This is a genomic window from Mergibacter septicus (genome assembly GCF_003265225.1).
Taxonomy (GTDB): domain Bacteria; phylum Pseudomonadota; class Gammaproteobacteria; order Enterobacterales; family Pasteurellaceae; genus Mergibacter; species Mergibacter septicus.
Genome location: NZ_CP022013.1, coordinates 1,706,699 through 1,726,765, shown reverse-complemented (window position 1 = coordinate 1,726,765; position 20,067 = coordinate 1,706,699). Strand labels below are relative to the sequence as shown.

At 37.2% G+C, this 20,067-nt stretch carries 15 protein-coding genes, 2 tRNA genes and 3 rRNA genes; 4 read left to right on the top strand and 16 right to left on the bottom strand.

What is annotated here, in order from left to right:
• Positions 1 to 81: 81 nt before the first annotated feature.
• Positions 82 to 714 (top strand): two-component system response regulator NarL, encoded by a 633-nt coding sequence (gene narL / locus CEP47_RS08055; RefSeq protein WP_261920131.1) that lies wholly within the window; start codon positions 82 to 84, stop codon positions 712 to 714.
• 70 nt (positions 715 to 784) lie between these two features.
• Here narL and CEP47_RS08050 read toward each other — a convergent pair whose 3' ends face one another.
• The 16 genes from CEP47_RS08050 to CEP47_RS07975 all read right to left on the bottom strand — a co-directional run bounded on the left by CEP47_RS08050 (position 785) and on the right by CEP47_RS07975 (position 16,527).
• On the bottom strand, positions 785 to 1,420 hold the full coding sequence (locus CEP47_RS08050; protein ID WP_261920132.1) for a TfoX/Sxy family protein: 636 nt from the start codon (positions 1,418 to 1,420) through the stop codon (positions 785 to 787).
• A 318-nt stretch (positions 1,421 to 1,738) separates the two neighbouring features.
• Positions 1,739 to 1,854: ribosomal RNA gene (gene rrf / locus CEP47_RS08045) — 5S ribosomal RNA — on the bottom strand.
• Positions 1,855 to 2,045: 191 nt separating this feature from the next.
• A 23S ribosomal RNA gene (locus CEP47_RS08040) occupies positions 2,046 to 4,945 on the bottom strand.
• Between the two features lie 338 nt (positions 4,946 to 5,283).
• Positions 5,284 to 5,359: transfer RNA gene (locus CEP47_RS08035), tRNA-Ala, on the bottom strand.
• Positions 5,360 to 5,393: 34 nt separating this feature from the next.
• Positions 5,394 to 5,470: transfer RNA gene (locus CEP47_RS08030), tRNA-Ile, on the bottom strand.
• A gap of 71 nt (positions 5,471 to 5,541) precedes the next feature.
• Positions 5,542 to 7,079, bottom strand: a 16S ribosomal RNA gene (locus CEP47_RS08025).
• The 16S, 23S and 5S rRNA genes sit together here with 2 tRNA genes alongside, the layout of an rRNA operon.
• A 468-nt stretch (positions 7,080 to 7,547) precedes the next feature.
• Positions 7,548 to 8,702, bottom strand: a complete 1,155-nt coding sequence (gene mnmA / locus CEP47_RS08020) for a tRNA 2-thiouridine(34) synthase MnmA (protein WP_261920133.1) — start codon at positions 8,700 to 8,702, stop codon at positions 7,548 to 7,550.
• 50 nt (positions 8,703 to 8,752) lie between these two features.
• Positions 8,753 to 8,980, bottom strand: coding sequence for a (Na+)-NQR maturation NqrM (gene nqrM / locus CEP47_RS08015; RefSeq protein WP_261920134.1), 228 nt, complete (start codon positions 8,978 to 8,980; stop codon positions 8,753 to 8,755).
• A gap of 9 nt (positions 8,981 to 8,989) precedes the next feature.
• Complete coding sequence (locus CEP47_RS08010) at positions 8,990 to 10,033, bottom strand: FAD:protein FMN transferase (protein ID WP_261920135.1); 1,044 nt, start codon at positions 10,031 to 10,033, stop codon at positions 8,990 to 8,992.
• Between the two features lie 30 nt (positions 10,034 to 10,063).
• A complete protein-coding gene (gene nqrF, locus CEP47_RS08005; RefSeq protein WP_261920136.1) occupies positions 10,064 to 11,287 on the bottom strand; it encodes an NADH:ubiquinone reductase (Na(+)-transporting) subunit F in 1,224 nt (407 codons plus the stop codon).
• A 12-nt stretch (positions 11,288 to 11,299) separates the two neighbouring features.
• Positions 11,300 to 11,896 carry an NADH:ubiquinone reductase (Na(+)-transporting) subunit E gene (gene nqrE / locus CEP47_RS08000; protein ID WP_261920137.1) on the bottom strand — a complete coding sequence of 199 codons (597 nt, stop codon included), beginning with the start codon at positions 11,894 to 11,896 and terminating at the stop codon, positions 11,300 to 11,302.
• Positions 11,897 to 11,900: 4 nt separating this feature from the next.
• Positions 11,901 to 12,530, bottom strand: a complete 630-nt coding sequence (locus CEP47_RS07995) for an NADH:ubiquinone reductase (Na(+)-transporting) subunit D (RefSeq protein ID WP_261920138.1) — start codon at positions 12,528 to 12,530, stop codon at positions 11,901 to 11,903.
• Positions 12,523 to 13,290 carry a Na(+)-translocating NADH-quinone reductase subunit C gene (locus CEP47_RS07990; RefSeq protein ID WP_261920139.1) on the bottom strand — a complete coding sequence of 256 codons (768 nt, stop codon included), beginning with the start codon at positions 13,288 to 13,290 and terminating at the stop codon, positions 12,523 to 12,525. Before CEP47_RS07990 ends, CEP47_RS07995 begins: the two co-directional genes overlap by 8 nt.
• On the bottom strand, positions 13,283 to 14,524 hold the full coding sequence (locus CEP47_RS07985) for an NADH:ubiquinone reductase (Na(+)-transporting) subunit B (RefSeq protein WP_261920140.1): 1,242 nt from the start codon (positions 14,522 to 14,524) through the stop codon (positions 13,283 to 13,285). Before CEP47_RS07985 ends, CEP47_RS07990 begins: the two co-directional genes overlap by 8 nt.
• Before the next feature lie 2 nt (positions 14,525 to 14,526).
• Complete coding sequence (locus tag CEP47_RS07980; RefSeq protein ID WP_261920141.1) at positions 14,527 to 15,870, bottom strand: Na(+)-translocating NADH-quinone reductase subunit A; 1,344 nt, start codon at positions 15,868 to 15,870, stop codon at positions 14,527 to 14,529.
• Positions 15,871 to 16,209: 339 nt separating this feature from the next.
• Positions 16,210 to 16,527: a BolA family protein gene (locus tag CEP47_RS07975; protein WP_261920142.1), complete on the bottom strand. Its 318-nt coding sequence runs from the start codon at positions 16,525 to 16,527 to the stop codon at positions 16,210 to 16,212.
• A gap of 116 nt (positions 16,528 to 16,643) precedes the next feature.
• Between CEP47_RS07975 and mioC the strand changes: the two genes are divergently transcribed.
• The 3 genes from mioC (at position 16,644) to rsmG (ending at position 20,033) form a co-directional block, all read left to right on the top strand.
• Positions 16,644 to 17,093, top strand: coding sequence for an FMN-binding protein MioC (mioC, locus tag CEP47_RS07970; protein WP_261920143.1), 450 nt, complete (start codon positions 16,644 to 16,646; stop codon positions 17,091 to 17,093).
• Between the two features lie 409 nt (positions 17,094 to 17,502).
• Positions 17,503 to 19,392, top strand: coding sequence for a tRNA uridine-5-carboxymethylaminomethyl(34) synthesis enzyme MnmG (mnmG, locus tag CEP47_RS07965; RefSeq protein WP_261920144.1), 1,890 nt, complete (start codon positions 17,503 to 17,505; stop codon positions 19,390 to 19,392).
• The gene (rsmG, locus tag CEP47_RS07960) at positions 19,389 to 20,033 is read left to right on the top strand and encodes a 16S rRNA (guanine(527)-N(7))-methyltransferase RsmG (RefSeq protein ID WP_261920145.1); all 645 of its coding nucleotides are present in this window, start codon (positions 19,389 to 19,391) and stop codon (positions 20,031 to 20,033) included. The genes mnmG and rsmG overlap by 4 nt, the downstream gene beginning before the upstream one ends.
• Positions 20,034 to 20,067 lie beyond the last annotated feature (34 nt).

Below are 20,067 nucleotides of genomic sequence, written 5' to 3'. Positions count from 1 at the left end.
CTTATAGAATTTTAAACGTTTTTAATACTGTTTTATATGATACTATGTACTTAAATATTAACCCAATAATTTGGTAACAAAATGAAAAAAAATACTATATTAATCATTGATGATCATCCTCTGATGCGTAGAGGTATAAAACAATTACTTGAATTAGATCCTGCTTTTCACATTATTGGAGAGAGTAGTAACGGTGCTGAAGGAGTAGCCCTTGCAGAACAGTTTTCTCCAGATATGATTATCCTCGATCTCAATATGAAAGGGATGTCAGGATTAGATGTTTTAAAAGCATTAAGAGCCGAACATATTGATTCAAGAATTGTTATTCTAACCGTTTCAGATTCTCGTTCTGATATATTCGCTTTAGTTGATGCTGGTGCTGATGGCTATTTATTAAAAGATACTGAACCTGATTTACTACTTAATCAGCTGAAAAAAATTGCAGAAGGTGAAATAATTCTAAGTGATGCAGCCAAAGAGCGTTTAATCGAACAACATTCAGACAAAAATCCTCTAAAATCCTTGACGGAAAGAGAACTTGATGTACTAAAATTAATTGCTAAAGGTATGTCAAATAAACAAATTGCAACTTTACTCTATATTTCTGAAGAAACTGTTAAAGTGCATATTCGTAATTTATTAAGAAAATTAAATGTACATTCTAGAGTTGCAGCAACAGTACTTTATTTTGAACAAAAAAATAAAAACCAATAACAGAGATTCTATAAAAATAGCGAGATTTTAATCTCGCTTTAAATTTTTATTTAAGGCAATTAAAAAAACTTTAATAAAGACTACTTTCTTTAATCTCTTCTATACCTGAAAGTCGAAGATGATGATTTAATACTTTTAAATGTTTTTTCTTTTCTTCTATTGTTAATAAAGAATAATGTCTATTTTCAATTGCAGCAATCAAACGCCAAAATATGTCTAAGCTAAGCTCAACATTTGCTTTCAATAATAATATATAAGTATGAATAGCACCATAACGTCTAAATTCTTTTACACCATTAATCCCTATTTTATTTAATAATCTTTCATATTTAAAATTAAGGTTTGCTAACTCTTTAATCTGAGATTTTTTATTCTTAACAATTTTTTTATTCTCTGATTTTATTTGAGAAATAGAATATAAAATAAGATTTTTAAAATATTCTGTATTTTTCATCACCTTAATAGGAATAGAAATATAAGCAATCTCCTTCATAGAAGATTTATATTTCTTTCCTTTTAACTGATACAAAGTATTAATAAATTCACCAGTAGCACGTAAATAAAATTTATTATTGTGATAAATACCAAACATCTTCTTATCTTTAAAAATTCCATATCCACCAAAAATATTTTTTGCAGTTACAGTACCAATTAATGCTTCAATCTTATTTCTAATCACAACAGTTTTCTCATTAGTAATGTTCATAAAAAACTTCCTTTTTATATGCGACCAGTTAGATATTCTCAACAAAAACTAGAGAACCGGATTTTAACTCATAAACACATACCCATAATGAGTTACGAAATGAATAATAACATTTATTATTAATAAAAAGTTAAAAATAGTTTTATTTTGCGATCTTGATCTAAAAACTAAAAAATATTTTTATATAGAATAAAAATAATATGAATTTCTTATTATAATTAAAAATTTATCTTCAAAGAATGTAAAATAGATTACATTTCAACAGGCACAAAAAAAGCACAAACCTATGTTTGTGCTTTTTCTCTCTAATTTGATTACCCCCGGCGGTACCCTACTCTCACATAGGGAGACCCTACACTACCATCGGCATCACAGCGTTTCACTTCTGAGTTCGGCAAGGTATCAGGTGGTACCACTGCATTATGACCGCCGGGAAAATTCTTTTTATCTTGTTGTTTGTTATTTTTTGTTCTTTGTTTGTTTCGTTCTTTCATGAGTTTGTTAATTTTCTTTATTTGTTGATAAAGATAACGTTAAACTCACCAGTTAACGACTTAACATTCGTTAAGTTATTTAGCCACAAGCTACTCAAGAGTACCCACTCCCCAAAACATTTGAGCGTTGTATGGTTAAGCCTCTCGGGCAATTAGTACGGGTTAGCTCAATGTATCACTACACTTACACACCCCGCCTATCTACGTCTTAGTCTTAAACAACCCTTACAGTCTTATAGACTGGGAGAACTCATCTCTTGGCAAGTTTCGTGCTTAGATGCTTTCAGCACTTATCTCTTCCGCACTTAGCTACCGGGCAATGCGTCTGGCGACACAACCCGAACACCAGCGGTGCGTTCACTCCGGTCCTCTCGTACTAGGAGCAACCCCAATCAATTCTCCAACGCCCACGGCAGATAGGGACCGAACTGTCTCACGACGTTCTAAACCCAGCTCGCGTACCACTTTAAATGGCGAACAGCCATACCCTTGGGACCTACTTCAGCCCCAGGATGTGATGAGCCGACATCGAGGTGCCAAACACCGCCGTCGATATGAACTCTTGGGCGGTATCAGCCTGTTATCCCCGGAGTACCTTTTATCCGTTGAGCGATGGCCCTTCCATGCAGAACCACCGGATCACTATGACCTGCTTTCGCACCTGCTCGACGTGTCTGTCTCGCAGTCAAGCTTGCTTATACCATTGTACTAACCTCACGATGTCCGACCGTGATTAGCAAACCTTCGTACTCCTCCGTTACACTTTGGGAGGAGACCGCCCCAGTCAAACTACCCACCAGACACTGTCCGAGCACCTGTGCGGGTGCTTCGTTAGAACATCAAACGTTAAAGGGTGGTATTTCAAGGTTGACTCCAACAAGACTGGCGTCTCATCTTCATTGTCTCCCACCTATCCTACACATTAAAATTCAATGTTCAGTGTCAAGCTATAGTAAAGGTTCACGGGGTCTTTCCGTCTAGCCGCGGGTACACCGCATCTTCACGGCGATTTCAATTTCACTGAGTCTCGGGTGGAGACAGCCTGGCCATCATTACGCCATTCGTGCAGGTCGGAACTTACCCGACAAGGAATTTCGCTACCTTAGGACCGTTATAGTTACGGCCGCCGTTTACTGGGGCTTCGATCAGATGCGTCTCTTGCGATAACATCATCAATTAACCTTCCAGCACCGGGCAGGCGTCACACCCTATACGTCCACTTTCGTGTTTGCAGAGTGCTGTGTTTTTAATAAACAGTTGCAGCCAGCTGGTCACTTCGACTGGTTCATGCTCCATTCGCGAAGAACTTCACACTACGCCAGCGCACCTTCTCCCGAAGTTACGGTGCTATTTTGCCTAGTTCCTTCACCCGAGTTCTCTCAAGCGCCTGAGTATTCTCTACCTGACCACCTGTGTCGGTTTTCAGTACGGTTTAGATAAACCTGAAGCTTAGTGGCTTTTCCTGGAAGTGTGGTATCAGTTACTTCAACACCTTAGTGTCTCGTCATCATTTCTCAGTGTTAGCGGTGAACCGGATTTGCCTAGTTCACCCACCTACCAACTTAAACGTACATATCCAGCAGTACGCTAACCTAACCTACTCCGTCCCCACATCGCAGTTTATCCAAGTACGGGAATATTAACCCGTTTCCCATCGACTACGCTTTTCAGCCTCGCCTTAGGGGCCGACTCACCCTGCCCCGATTAACGTTGGACAGGAACCCTTGGTCTTCCGGCGAGGGGGTTTTTCACCCCCTTTATCGTTACTTATGTCAGCATTCGCACTTGTGATACCTCCAGCAAACCTCTCGATTCACCTTCAACGGCTTACACAACGCTCCCCTACCCAACAGACAGATGTCTGATGCCGCAGCTTCGGTGCTATATTTAGCCCCGTTACATCTTCCGCGCAGGCCGACTCGACTAGTGAGCTATTACGCTTTCTTTAAATGGTGGCTGCTTCTAAGCCAACATCCTAGCTGTCTAAGCCTTCCCACTTCGTTTCCCACTTAATATAGACTTGGGGACCTTAGCTGGCGGTCTGGGTTGTTTCCCTCTCCACGACGGACGTTAGCACCCGCCGTGTGTCTCCTGAACATTACTCTTTGGTATTCGGAGTTTGCATCGGGTTGGTAAGCCGGGATGGCCCCCTAGCCGAAACAGTGCTCTACCCCCAAAGGTATTCATTCAAGGCTCTACCTAAATAGATTTCGGGGAGAACCAGCTATCTCCCGGTTTGATTGGCCTTTCACCCCCAGCCACAAGTCATCCGCTACTTTTTCAACAGTAGTCGGTTCGGTCCTCCAGTTAGTGTTACCCAACCTTCAACCTGCCCATGGCTAGATCACCGGGTTTCGGGTCTATACCTTGCAACTTATCGCCCAGTTAAGACTCGGTTTCCCTTCGGCTCCCTTATTCAGTTAACCTTGCTACAAAATATAAGTCGCTGACCCATTATACAAAAGGTACGCAGTCACCCCTAAAAGGGGCTCCCACTGCTTGTACGTACACGGTTTCAGGTTCTATTTCACTCCGTTCGCCACGGTTCTTTTCGCCTTTCCCTCACGGTACTGGTTCACTATCGGTCAATCAGGAGTATTTAGCCTTGGAGGATGGTCCCCCCATCTTCAAACAGGATATCACGTGTCCCGCTCTACTTGTTGTTAGCTTAGTACCATAATAACGCTTTCAAATACGGGACTATCACCCTCTTTGGTTTGGCTTTCCAGCCACTTCTTTTAGCTTTATTATTATCTCTAACGGCTCTTCCGCGTTCGCTCGCCGCTACTGACGGAATCTCGGTTGATTTCTTTTCCTCGGGGTACTTAGATGTTTCAGTTCTCCCGGTTTGCCTTCCTTTGCTATGGATTCACAAAGGAATGATAGATTCTTCATCTATCGGGTTTCCCCATTCGGATATCGTGGGATGATAGCGCCTCTTATCGACTCTCCCACGCTTTTCGCAGATTTGCACGTCCTTCTTCGCCTCTGATTGCCTAGGCATCCACCGTGTACGCTTTGTCACTTAACCATACAACCTCAAATGCTTTGATTTGCTTTGCCTTTGCGGTTGATGCTTATCAGAAGTATCGCCTTTCGCTTCAATACTTCTTCTCTCAAATACTTCACAACCTCTCGGTCGCTTGAGTACTCTTCTCGTTTCTTAGCTTGTGTCTAAATTTTTAAAGAACAGGTTAAACAATAACAACGTATCATTTAATTATTGCTAAGCTTTTTCTTCTTTTTTCATTTTTTCAATTTCAGTTTTCTTTCTTTATTTGTTTTTGCCTTTCTGTTTTTTCTTCTCTTTCTAGAAAAAACATAAAAAAGAAAACCATAGAATACAAAAATGCTTAGCAATAACTAAATTGGTGGAGATAAGCGGGATCGAACCGCTGACCTCCTGCGTGCAAGGCAGGCGCTCTCCCAGCTGAGCTATATCCCCAATTCCCACATTGCTTCCTCACTGAATGTCTCAGTGGTGGGTCTGAGTGGACTTGAACCACCGACCTCACCCTTATCAGGGGTGCGCTCTAACCACCTGAGCTACAGACCCAATGTGTTGGTTATCGTTATCTTTACTTCCCATCAAACAATCTGTGTGAGCACCCAAAGACCTCTTTTCGGTAAGGAGGTGATCCAACCGCAGGTTCCCCTACGGTTACCTTGTTACGACTTCACCCCAGTCATGAATCATACCGTGGTAAACGCCCCCCTCGCAGTTAAGCTATCTACTTCTGGTACAACCCACTCCCATGGTGTGACGGGCGGTGTGTACAAGGCCCGGGAACGTATTCACCGCGACATTCTGATTCGCGATTACTAGCGATTCCGACTTCATGGAGTCGAGTTGCAGACTCCAATCCGGACTACGACGCACTTTCTGGGGTTCGCTCCACTTCGCAGCTTCGCCTCCCTCTGTATACGCCATTGTAGCACGTGTGTAGCCCTACTCGTAAGGGCCATGATGACTTGACGTCATCCCCACCTTCCTCCGGTTTGTCACCGGCAGTCTCCTTTGAGTTCCCGACCTAATCGCTGGCAACAAAGGATAAGGGTTGCGCTCGTTGCGGGACTTAACCCAACATTTCACAACACGAGCTGACGACAGCCATGCAGCACCTGTCTCTAAGCTCCCGAAGGCACAGTCTTATCTCTAAGACCTTCTTAGGATGTCAAGAGTAGGTAAGGTTCTTCGCGTTGCATCGAATTAAACCACATGCTCCACCGCTTGTGCGGGCCCCCGTCAATTCATTTGAGTTTTAACCTTGCGGCCGTACTCCCCAGGCGGTCGATTTATCACGTTAGCTACGAGAGCCAGAACTATGTCCAACCCCCAAATCGACATCGTTTACAGCGTGGACTACCAGGGTATCTAATCCTGTTTGCTCCCCACGCTTTCGCACATGAGCGTCAGTTCTTGTCCAAGGGGCCGCCTTCGCCTCCGGTATTCCTCCACATCTCTACGCATTTCACCGCTACACGTGGAATTCTACCCCTCTCTACAAAACTCTAGATGAACAGTCTGAAATGCAGTTCCCAGGTTAAGCCCAGGGCTTTCACATCTCACTTATCCATCCGCCTGCGTGCCCTTTACGCCCAGTTATTCCGATTAACGCTCGCACCCTCCGTATTACCGCGGCTGCTGGCACGGAGTTAGCCGGTGCTTCTTCTGTGACTAACGTCAATTGCATTATCTATTAAACAATACACCTTCCTCATCACCGAAAGAACTTTACAACCCGAAGGCCTTCTTCATTCACGCGGCATGGCTGCGTCAGGGTTCCCCCCATTGCGCAATATTCCCCACTGCTGCCTCCCGTAGGAGTCTGGGCCGTGTCTCAGTCCCAGTGTGGCTGGCCATCCTCTCAGACCAGCTAGAGATCGTCGGCTTGGTAGGCCCTTACCCCACCAACTACCTAATCTCACTTGGGCTCATCTTATGGCAGGTGGCTAAAAGTCCCACCCTTTAATCTCTCGATACTATGCGGTATTAGCCATCGTTTCCAATGGTTATCCCCCTCCATAAGCCAGATTCCCAAGCTTTACTCACCCGTCCGCCACTCGTCAGCGTAAGTACAAGTACTTACCTGCTACCGTTCGACTTGCATGTGTTAAGCCTGCCGCCAGCGTTCAATCTGAGCCATGATCAAACTCTTCAATTTAATCTTTTTAATCTTTCAATTCTTGAATCGACATCCGCTCTTACTGACTTCTTCTTCAGCACTCTCGGACGCCTCAACGTCTCCAAGTGCCCACACAGATTGTCTGATGACTTTTTAAAGAACAAAAAACGACACGCTTGACTCTCTCATCTCTTCAACGGCGTGTCGTTGTGCTGCGTATTATAGGCATATCTAATCAACTTGCAACTCTTTTTTGAAAAAAATTTTAATATTTTAATTAATATGCTTATAAAGAAAACAAAATGATGTTATTTTCTACTTTTTTTAAAACTAAATGCTATTTTTTCTTCTATATCTTTAATAAAAAAGTGTATCTGCAAAGATCAACCTTACTACAATTAGTTTTATTTTAGTTAATACACAAATTATTATTTTATACTCAATAAAAAATAAAGAACTGAAATCAATATAATTTGATTTCAGTTCTTATAATTGATAAGAATAAATTTATTTTATTGCTTCCCGAATTATTCCACCTCCTAAACAAACCTCATTAAGATAAAAAACAGCAGACTGTCCTGGTGTTACTGCTATTTGAGGTTGTTCAAAATGGACTTCTAACGTTTCTTGATCTAAAGGAATAACTTTACAAGCGACATCTTGTTGGCGATAGCGAGTCTTCACTGTACAAAATAAAGGTTCTGATAAAACTGTTCTATCAACCCAATGTAATTGTTCAGCAATTAAACCTTTAGAAAAAAGACGTGGGTGATTATGGCCTTGAGCAACAATTAATTCATTAAGTTGAAGATGTTTATCCACTACATACCAAGCTTCATCTCCAGCATTTTTTAGCCCCCCTATTTTTAACCCTTTACGCTGCCCTAAGGTATAATACATTAAACCATCATGTTGCCCGATTATTTCCCCATCGACTGTTTTAATATTTCCTGGTTGTGCGGGTAAATAACGTGCTAAAAAATCTTTAAACTTACGTTCGCCAATAAAACAAATCCCAGTTGAATCTTTCTTTTTAGCTGTAATTAAATCTAATTCTTCTGCTATTTGACGAACTACGGGTTTATCTAACTCACCAACAGGAAATAGACTTTGTTCAATTTGTTGATGGCTTAAGGTATATAAAAAATAGCTTTGATCTTTATTACTATCTAAACCACGTAATAATTGTGCTTTTCCATTTACATCTCTACCACGAACATAATGTCCCGTTGCAATATAATCAGCGCCTAAGTCTTCTGCCGCATATTCTAAAAAAGCCTTAAACTTAATTTCTTTATTACAAAGAATGTCTGGATTAGGTGTGTGACCCGCCTTATATTCCTGTAAGAAATATTCAAAAACATTATCCCAATACTCTGCTGCAAAATTAATTTTATGTAAATGGATACCTAATTTATCACAAATAGCCTGAGCATCGGCTAAGTCAGCTGCGGCAGAACAATATTCTGTCCCATCATCTTCCTCCCAATTTTTCATAAAGAGGCCTTCTACTTGATAACCTTGCTGCTGCAATATATAAGCAGAAACAGAAGAATCTACTCCACCAGACATACCAACTATAACTTTCTTTTTTTGATTTTCTTGTTTAGTTTGTACTGAAATAGTTGAAATTTTTTCAAAAGTTTTACTTTTTAAAATCATCTTTTTTCCAAAGTGAAAAGAGGCGAACCACCTCTTATTTTTTATTTATATTATAAAATCCGTTCCGATTGTTGAAGTCTAGCTTGACGTGCCGCTTCTTCTACCATCTTTGCCTTACGCTTATCACAAGGTTCCGGGCAATCACAAACTTTCTCTAAGCCTAAAGAAGAAATGCCCCCACAACTTCCACTTATTGTTTTTCTTTTGATTATGTAACCTACCGCCATAGCAAGAATTATTAGTAGAAAAAAACCAAATGTGAAAAGAAAAACTTGCATAAGCTACTCCTATTTACTTGTTTCGAGTATTTTTTTAAACGCTGAAGACATTTTTACCTCAAATCCTTTATCAGTCATGATAATAAGATAAATCGCTAAATTTTGTTGTTCAGCAATTTCTAATGCTTTATCAGCACCTAAAACATATAAACCTGTTGCATATCCATCAGCAGTCATGCACGAAGGAGCAATAACACTAATTGAAGCTAGACGATGTAGAATAGGATACCCTGTGGTTGGATCTATTTCGTGAGAAAAACGTTTACCATTTTCTTCAAAATAATTACGGTAATCCCCTGATGTCGCTATTGTAGCATCTTTTAAACCTATGATTTGTTCAATAACTCGTGAACCATCAAATTCAGGTTTTTCAATTGCTATTTGCCAAGGTAGTCCTTTTTCATTGACACCTCTAGCCCTTATTTCTCCACCTATTTCGACTAGATAATTGTTAATACCTATACTTTCTAGATATTCTCCCACTTTATCAACGCCAAAACCTTTAGCAATTGATGATAGATCAACATATAGTTGTGGAATATGTTTAACTAATTTTGCCTTTCCTTCTTCTTCAATAAGACTTAGCTTATCAATACCAGTCCAAGCTTTTCGTTCATCTATTTGAGCTTGTGTAGGTTCTCTATCAGGCTGTTTTTCTGGACCAAATCCCCATAAGTTAACCAAAGGACCAACGGTAATATCCAATGCACCTTCTGTTATCTTATTTAATCTAATAGCTTCCTTAACAACTTTGGCAAAATCAGCAGAAATAGGAAAAGGTTTATCGATCTCTTCATATTGATTAAATAAACTTAATTCAGAATCTTTTTGATAAGTAGACATCTGATTGTTTACTTCTTTTAATAAAAGATCTATTTCTTCATGGGCTTTTTCCATCGAAACATTTGAACCATTATCAATATATTTAATATGATATGTTGTTCCCATAGTTTTGCCACTTAAAGAAACTATTTCAGCTTTATCACCACAACCTATAAGAAAAAAGGCTAGCCCTATAAGGGCCAACCAATGGGTTAATTTTTTTAATAACATGAATTATTTTATCCTATGTTTGTAGGGTTATTAACCACCGAAATCATCTAATAAAATATTTTCATCTTCAACACCTAGATCTTTCAGCATTTTAATGACCGCCGCATTCATCACTGGTGGTCCACACATATAATACTCACAATCTTCTGGTGCTTCATGATTTTTTAGATAATTTTCATAAAGAACATTATGAATAAATCCTGTATAGCCGTCCCAATTATCTTCAGGTAATGGATCAGATAATGCAACATGCCATTTAAAGTTATCATTTTCTTGCTGTAAGGTATCAAAATCTTCAACATAGAACATTTCACGTTTTGATCTTGCACCATACCAGAAAGAAATTTTACGTTTTGAATGTAAACGTTTTAACTGATCAAAAATATGCGAACGCATCGGTGCCATACCTGCGCCACCGCCGATAAAGACCATCTCAGCATCAGTATCTTTAGCAAAGAATTCACCAAATGGCCCTGAAATAGTTACCTTATCACCTGCTTTTAATGACCAAATGTAAGATGACATTTGTCCCGGTGGTACATCTGGATTATTAGGTGGTGGTGTAGCAATCCGTACATTAAGCATAATAATCCCTTTTTCTTCAGGATAAGATGCCATTGAATAAGCTCTGGTGATATGGTGATCGACCTTAGAAACATAGCGGAATAGATTAAATTTATTCCAATCATCACGATATTCTTCTGGAATATCAAAATCAGCATATTTAACTGTATGTGGATCAGCTTCAATTTGGATATAACCACCTGCTCGGAAAGGAACTTCTTCTCCTTCAGGAATGGCTAATTTCAGCTCTTTAATAAAGGTCGCTTTATTATCATTAGAAATGACAGTACATTGCCATTTTTTTACACCAAAAATTTCTTCTGGTAATTCAATGTCCATACTATTTTTAACATTTACCTGACAAGCTAAGCGATAACCTTCAGCGGCTTCTTTTTTATTAATATGAGAAAGTTCTGTTGGAAGAATATCTCCACCACCACTTTTCACTTTAACAATACATTGACCACATGAGCCACCACCACCACAAGCTGATGACACAAAGATCCCTTTGCTTGCAAGTGCACCTAATAATTTACCTCCAGCTGGTAATTCAATTGATTTTGCTGGATCATCATTAATTGTAATAGTGATATCACCCGTATTAACCAATTTATATTTAGCAAAAAGAATTAAAACAGCTAAAACTAAAATGATCACGGTGAACATCGCTATACCTAGCGTAATTTCCATTGCCTGTCCCCTTTACAATTGAATTCCAGAAAATGACATAAATCCAAGTGCCATTAAACCGACTGTAATAAATGTTATTCCTAAACCTTTTAAGCCTTTAGGAACATCTGAATATTTCATTTTTTCAGTAATGCCTGCAAGTGCAACTATTGCTAACATCCACCCGAGACCAGCACCAACGCCATAAACAATCGACTCACTAAAGTTATAATCACGTTGAACCATAAATGAAACACCACCAAAAATCGCACAGTTTACGGTAATTAATGGTAAAAAGATCCCTAAAGCGTTATAAAGAGAAGGGAAAAACTTATCTAAAACCATTTCTAAGATTTGAACTAAAGCGGCAATAACACCAATGAAGGTAATAAAGTTCAAGAAACTTAAATCAACACCTGCAACTAAAGCACCATCTTTTAAAATTAAGTTATAAACAACATTATTTACTGGAACAGAAATACCTAAAATTACAGTAACAGCAATCCCTAAACCAATAGCAGTAGATACTTTTTTCGATACTGCTAGAAACGTACACATTCCTAAAAAGAAGGAAAGTGCCATATTTTCAATAAATATGGATTTTACAAATAAACTGATATAATGTTCCATTGTATTAATCCTTCTCTACCTGTTCTGGTTTTAAGGTTCTAAGACCCCAAATAATAAAACCGATAATAAAAAAGGCACTTGGTGCAAGTAAAAATAAACCGTTAGGTAAGTACCAACCACCATCTTGTATTGGTTGTAATACAGTTATTCCAAATAATTTACCTGAACCAATCAGCTCTCTTAAAAACGCAACCGCAATAAGAATTGCACCATAACCTAAACCATTACCAATTCCATCAAGAAAACTATCTAATGGTTTCTCTTTCATAGCAAACGCTTCCGCACGTCCCATTACGATACAGTTAGTAATGATTAACCCGACAAAAACAGATAACTGTTTTGAAATACCATACGCAAAAGCTCTTAAAACTTGGTCAACAAGAATTACTAACGAGGCAATGATAACCATTTGTGCAATAATACGTACGCTATTTGGGATATAGTTACGGATACAAGAGATGAAAAAACTTGAGAACGCAGTAACTAAACTCACTGAAATTCCCATTACAATTGCTGTTTCCATTTTAGTTGTTACAGCTAATGCTGAACAAATACCTAAAATTTGGAGAGCAATAGGGTTATTATGAACTATTGGCGATGTTAATAGATCCTTTTTACTTAAATTCTTAGCCATTATTTAGCTCTCCTTCTTTGAGTTTTTCTAAGAAAGGACCAAATCCTTTAGGACCAAACCAGAATTTAAAGGTATTTTGTACCCCTTTACTGGTTAAAGTCGCACCCGATAAAGCATCGATACCATGTCCTTTATCTGCACTACCGCCTTTGCTAACATGTAATGCAAATTTATTATTACTATCAAAAATGGTTTTACCGACAAACTGAGCTTGCCATTTAGGATTTTCAATTTCACCACCTAATCCCGGTGTTTCCCCCTGATCATAATAAGTAATACCATCAATAGTATTTCCATCAGGTTGAATAGCAATAAAACCGTACATCATCGACCACAATCCAGTACCATAGATAGGTAAAATAACCTGTGTTACTTTGCCATCTTTTTTTACTAAATAAACTTCAGCAAAATTTGCTCGGCGACGAATTTTAGCAACATCATCTTCTGCACTTAAAGCAATACTTTCGTTAGGATCTTTTACTGCTTTAGCCGCATCAAATTCAGTATTAGATGTAATAAAATCCCCGCTATTTAAATCTACAAGACGCGGTTCAATATATTTATTAAAAGCAGCTTTAACATTTTCACCTTGATGTAAAAGTCCAGCAACACTTAAAATATTTTTTTGTTTATCTAACACTTTTTGTTCTTGCTGATAAGGTTTTAAGATAACTGCAGAACCAGCAACAATTACAGAACAGATCAAACTTAGTAAAACAACAACAAGTAATGTTCCACCAACGCTATCTTTCTTAAACATTTCTTGATCTCCTACGTTTAATATTTGCTTGTACGACAATGTAATCAAACAATGGAGCAAATAAGTTTGCAAATAAGATGGCTAACATCATACCTTCTGGATAAGCTGGGTTTACAACACGGATTAAAACACTCATCACCCCAATTAAACCGCCGTACCACCATTTCCCTTTGTTAGTAAAAGAAGCTGAAACAGGATCTGTTGCCATAAAAATCATACCAAAAGCAAAGCCACCTAAAACTAAGTGCCAATACCAAGGCATTGAGAACATTGGATTAGAACTAGAACCTACTAAATTTAGTAAAGATGAAGTTAGGATCATACCAATCATTACACCAGCAATAATTCGCCAAGAAGCAATTCTGGCACCAACTATAATAATCCCACCGATCAATAACATTAAAGTAGATACTTCACCAATTGAACCCGGAATATTTCCTATAAAGGCATCCATCCAAGTAATAGGTGTATTAGTTGCAATATGTATCAACCCATTTTGTCCTTCTGCACTCCATTGAGATAGTGCAGTAGCACCTGAAAAACCATCAGCTGCCGTCCAAACCATATCCCCAGAAATTTGCGCAGGATAAGCAAAGAATAAAAAGGCACGACCAGCTAATGCAGGGTTTAAGAAATTTTTACCCGTTCCGCCAAAAATTTCTTTTGCGACCACAACACCAAAGGTTATTCCTAGTGCTGCTTGCCATAAAGGTAAGGTTGGTGGAACAATTAAAGCAAATAAAATAGAGGTAACAAAGAAGCCTTCATTGATTTCATGTCCTCTTACCATTGCAAATAAAACTTCCCAGAAAGCACCAACTGCAAATACGGTTAAATAAATAGGTAAGAAGAAAGTTGCACCTAACAACATTTTACTTCCCCAACCCGCATCAATAGCTAAACTCCCACCTAGATATTGAGCAAGCGTGTAATGCCAATTACCTGCAATAATTTTTTGTAATGCATCACCTGAATACATATGGTGTAAAGCATCAATTGATTGGCTGCCTACATTGTACATACCCCAGAACATAGCTGGAAAAACGGCTAACCAAACAATGATCATCATTCTTTTTAAATCAATTGCATCTCTAATATGAGACGCATTTTTTGTTACACTGCCAGGTGTATAAAAAATTGTTGCTGTAGCTTCATAGATAGCAAAGAATTTTTCATATTTACCACCCGGTAAAAATGCAGGTTCCATTTTTTCAAATAAATGTTTTAAACCCATTTTTAACCATCCTTTTCAATCTTGGTGAGAGCATTACGCAAGATAGGACCGTATTCATATTTTCCCGGACAAACATAAGTACATAAAGCCAGATCTTCTTCATCTAACTCTAAACAGCCTAGAGCTTGTGCACTATCTGTGTCCCCTGAAACTAAATCACGTAATAACATTGTTGGCAAAATATCTAACGGCATTACTCTTTCATAAGTGCCTATTGGCACCATTGCCCGCTCGCTACCATTAGTCGTTGTTGTAAAATTGAATAATTTATTTTTTAAGAAATATCCAATTGTTGTTCGAGTGATAGAATATTTATTTTTCCCTGGTGCAATCCAGCCAAACAGTTCTTTCTCACGTCCCTCTAATAAAACACTTACTTGAAGGTGATAACGCCCTAAATAAGCAATGGCATCATTGATTTTTGTACCACTTAAAACAGAACCTGAAATAATTCTGTTTTCTCCCTCAGCTAATTCACCTGCAGTTAATTCAACTAAACTTGCACCAAGACAAGTTCTGACTAAACGAGGATTTTTTACTTGTGGTCCCGCAACAGCAATTACTCTGTCTGTGTTCAATTCACCAGTAGTAAACAATAAACCAATTGCAATTACATCTTGATAATTGATATACCATACTGATTTATTAATGCTAACAGGATCTAAGAAATGAATATGTGTACCACTTAATCCTGCAGGATGCGGGCCTGAAAATTCTTCGACAACTATATTACTTGCCTTTGAAACAGGTATATCTGCACCAGCAGCTTTACAGACAAATAAATTTCCTTCATTTAAACGACTTAATACGGTTAAACCATGCTGAAAAGCATCTGCTTTTTCTTTAATAATTAATGCAGGATCAGCCGCTAATGGATTAGTATCCATTGCATTGACAAAAATAGAAGAAGGCTTATCTTCAGGTGAAGGAATTTTACTAAATGGACGAGAACGTAACGCTGTCCATAATCCAGAATAAAGTAAATTTTGTTTAATTTTATCTACACTTAGCTGATTGAGTTCTTCAACATTATACTTAGCAAATGTTTCTTGTTCATTTCCCTCAACCTTAATTACTACAGATTGTAAAACCCGTTTAGCTCCACGGTTAATCGCAGTAATAGTACCGGCTGCTGGTGCTGTAAAAAATACTCCTGGATTCTTTTTATCTTCAAAAAGAATTTGTCCTTTTTTTACAACATCACCTTCACGTACACGCATAGAAGGACGCATACCGATATACTCTTCGCCAAGCATAGCAACTTCAGTGATAGTTGGACCATCATGGATTACTTGTGCTGGTTGCCCTGCAATAGGGAGATCCAAGCCTTTTTTTAATGTAATCATATCGTTTCTACTGTTGGTTGATTAATATTATAATTATGACATAAAGTCATAATCTCGTTTTTTGAGCAGTAGTTTGTATTAACTACTTAATATTTAAGACTCAAATTCTGTTTTCCCTTATATTTCCAGAATAATCCAGATAACATAAAATGTCGTTTTGCATAATAAATTCGCAACAAAAAGGGAATAATTCGCTATAAAAAAACGGCTTATTCTAACTAAAATTAAGATAAAATTTCTACCTTAACCGGTTTTTTTTTAAATTTTTTTTAAAAAACTTTTAAAATTTAGACATTAATCAAAAAATTTTAATCTTTTATTACTTTCTTAACGTTAATATCACTTCCCTACACCACCACAATTAGGAGATAAAGGTGCTTTTTCATTACAAGCTTTCCATTCTTCCAAGGTATAAAGATGTAAAGCTAAAGCATGAATAAAAGTAGATAATTCTTCTGATAAAAGCTGGTAAATTAACCTATGTCGCTGAATTAATTGCATTCCTTTAAATTTTTCGCTCACAATTATTAATTTAAAATGAGAATTATTTCCTTTATTAGACGCATGTAAATGACTTTCATTAATAACATCTAAATAAAAAGGATTTAAATGTTTAGTAAGTAACTCAACTAAATATTTCTTTTTATTACTATTCATACTATTTCCTTTTGTCAAATTTAGCATAAGCTATAGTAATTTGATTATAAACGATTTAACTTAACCTATAGCACAATATAATGGTGTTCAATTTAAAAATAATTATGGGAGCATTTATGAATACAGCTATTAATATTATTAGTGGTAGTACATTAGGCACAGCTGAATATGTTGCCGAACATTTAGAAACGTTATTCCAACAGCAAAATATAAAAACCCACCTTTTTCACGGACCTATTGATTTCAATCCATTGCTACAACAAAAAATTTGGTTATTTGTTACTTCGACATATGGTGCAGGAGATCTTCCAGAGAATTTACATACTATTTTTCAACAGCTAGCTGAAAAAAAACCAGATCTCACGACTATTCAATATGCGATCATCGGATTAGGCAATTCTGATTATGATACTTTTTGTGGTGCTGTAGATCTAATTCATCAGCAAATGCAATCTCTTGGTGCTAAACAGATCTGTAATAACCTAAAGATCAATATATTAGAACACCTAGATCCTGAACAAGTCTCTGAAAATTGGTTGCCTACTTTCTTACAACAACTCAATTGATCTTAGAGATCTACAAATATTCATTCCCCTTTGCCTGTGGATAAAAAGGTTAAAAGATCTTTAGTCTTATGTATATAGATCGGTATAAATTCATTAAGAAAATCTTTTGTGGATAAAAACCACTTTTATCCACACTAAAATTTAAACAATAAAAGAATTTTTTAACAAGAAAAAAAGATCCTAATTAATTGAGATCTATTTATTTTTTTAAAGTATCCACAAAGATCTTAGGATCTAATAGTAAAAATAAGATCTTTAGATCTATATAAAGATCTTTTTTTATTAGCCACATGATTTTTTAAGATCCAAAACTTACTTAGCTTGAAATAGGCTTTTACCTAAAGATCAATTTTAGGTAGAATATCCGCTATTTTTATTATTAATTTAAAAAGATCTTCTAGGTTCAACCATGTTTTATACAGAGAAATATGATGTTATCGTTGTAGGCGGAGGGCACGCTGGAACTGAAGCCGCATTAGCACCAGCTAGAATGGGACTAAAAACACTACTATTAACGCATAACGTAGATACTTTAGGTCAAATGTCATGTAATCCTGCCATAGGTGGGATAGGAAAAGGGCATTTAGTTAAAGAAGTTGATGCACTTGGTGGTTTAATGGCTCATGCAGCAGATAAAGCAGGTATTCAATTTCGCACTTTAAATAGCAGTAAAGGTCCTGCAGTAAGAGCAACAAGAGCACAAGCAGATAGAGTTTTATATCGTCAAACTGTAAGAGTTGCATTAGAAAATCAAGAAAATTTAGATATATTTCAACAAGAAGTTATTGATATTTTAATTGAAAATAATCGTGCTTGCGGTGTTGTAACTAAAATGGGATTAGTTTTTAAAGCAAGTGCTGTGGTTTTAACTGCTGGTACTTTTTTAGCAGGAAAGATCCACATAGGTTTGGAAAATTATGAAGGGGGACGTGCTGGAGATCCTGCTGCTACTTCATTAGCTAGTAAATTAAGGGATCTAAACCTACGAGTAGATCGTTTAAAAACAGGTACACCACCTCGCTTAGATGCTAGAACAATAGATTTTTCTGTATTACAACCTCAATACGGAGATGAAAATTTACCTGTTTTTTCCTTTATGGGATCTGTTAATGATCACCCAAAACAAGTGCCTTGTTATATAACTCATACCAATCAACACACTCATGATCTCATTCGTAATAATTTAGATCGTAGCCCGATGTACACAGGAATTATTGAAGGTGTTGGACCTCGTTACTGCCCATCTATTGAAGATAAAGTAATGCGATTTGGAGATCGCAATGGACATCAAATATTCCTAGAACCAGAAGGATTAACTAGTAATGAAATCTACCCTAATGGTATATCTACAAGTCTGCCTTTTGATGTTCAAATGGGGATTGTTAATTCTATGAAAGGGTTAGAGAAAGCGAGAATTATTAAACCGGGTTATGCGATTGAATATGACTATTTTGATCCTAGAGATCTCAAGCCTTCTTTAGAAACTAAAGCTATTAATGGATTATTTTTTGCAGGACAGATCAATGGTACTACTGGGTATGAAGAAGCTGCTGCACAGGGCTTACTTGCTGGGTTAAATGCAGGATTATATGTTCAAGAAAAAGAAGCTTGGTATCCTCGTCGAGATCAAGCATATATTGGTGTGTTAGTAGATGATCTTTGTACTTTGGGAACAAAAGAACCTTATCGAGTGTTTACTTCTCGAGCAGAATATCGATTATTACTCAGAGAGGATAATGCAGATATTCGATTAACAGAAATTGGTCGAAAATACGGTTTAGTTAATGATCAGCGCTGGGCAAGGTTTAATCAAAAATTAGAAAATATTGAAAAAGAACGCCAACGTTTGAGACAAATTTGGATTCACCCTAAATCTGAATATTTAACAGAAGTTAATGCAGCTTTATCATCACCTTTGAGCCGAGAAGCAAGTGGTGAAGATCTATTACGTCGTCCTGATATGGATTATCAAAGTTTGACTAAATTAACACCATTTAAACCAGCGATGGAGGATCAAGAAGCTGTTGAACAAGTTGAAATTTCAATTAAATATCAAGGATATATTCATCATCAATTACAGGAAATAGAACGACACAAACGGCACGAAAATACATTAATTCCAGTTGATTTTGATTATTCAAAGGTATCAGGTTTTTCTAATGAAGTAAGAACGAAATTGGAGCAACACCGCCCCGTTTCTATTGGACAAGCATCAAGAATTTCAGGCATTACACCAGCGGCTATTTCTATTTTGCTCGTTTATTTAAAAAAACAAGGTATGTTAAAGCGTGGTGAATGATGGAGTTAATCAGTAAATTAAATGATTTATTAAAGCAAACTACGCTTTTGTTGACTGATCAGCAAAAATCTCAACTGGTAAAATTAGTTGGGTTATTAAGCAAATGGAATAAAGCATATAACCTCACTTCAGTCAGAGATCCGCAAGAAATGTTAGTAAAACATATTATGGATAGCATTGTTGTCAGTCCTTATTTAGTTGGAAAACATTTTATTGATGTTGGTACAGGTCCCGGATTACCCGGGTTACCTCTAGCAATTGTTAATCCTGATAAACATTTTGTTTTATTAGACAGTTTAGGAAAAAGGATCAGCTTTATTCGAAATGCGATCAGAGAATTAGGATTAGAAAACGTTGAACCTGTGTTAAGTCGAGTAGAAGAATATACCCCAGATTTAAAATTTGATGGTGTCTTAAGTCGTGCTTTTGCTTCTTTGACAGATATGACACAGTGGTGTGAGCATTTACCTAATAAACAAGGAATTTTTTACGCTTTAAAAGGTGGATATCATCAATCTGAAATTGATGCGTTAGCACAACGTTTTACTTTAACAAAAACGGTTAAATTAAATGTACCTAATTTAGTTGGAGAACGTCATTTATTGTGTTTAATGAAAATTAAAGAAGATGGGATTATGTAACTATTTTTAGGTGTTTCTTTTAAAATGTTAAAAT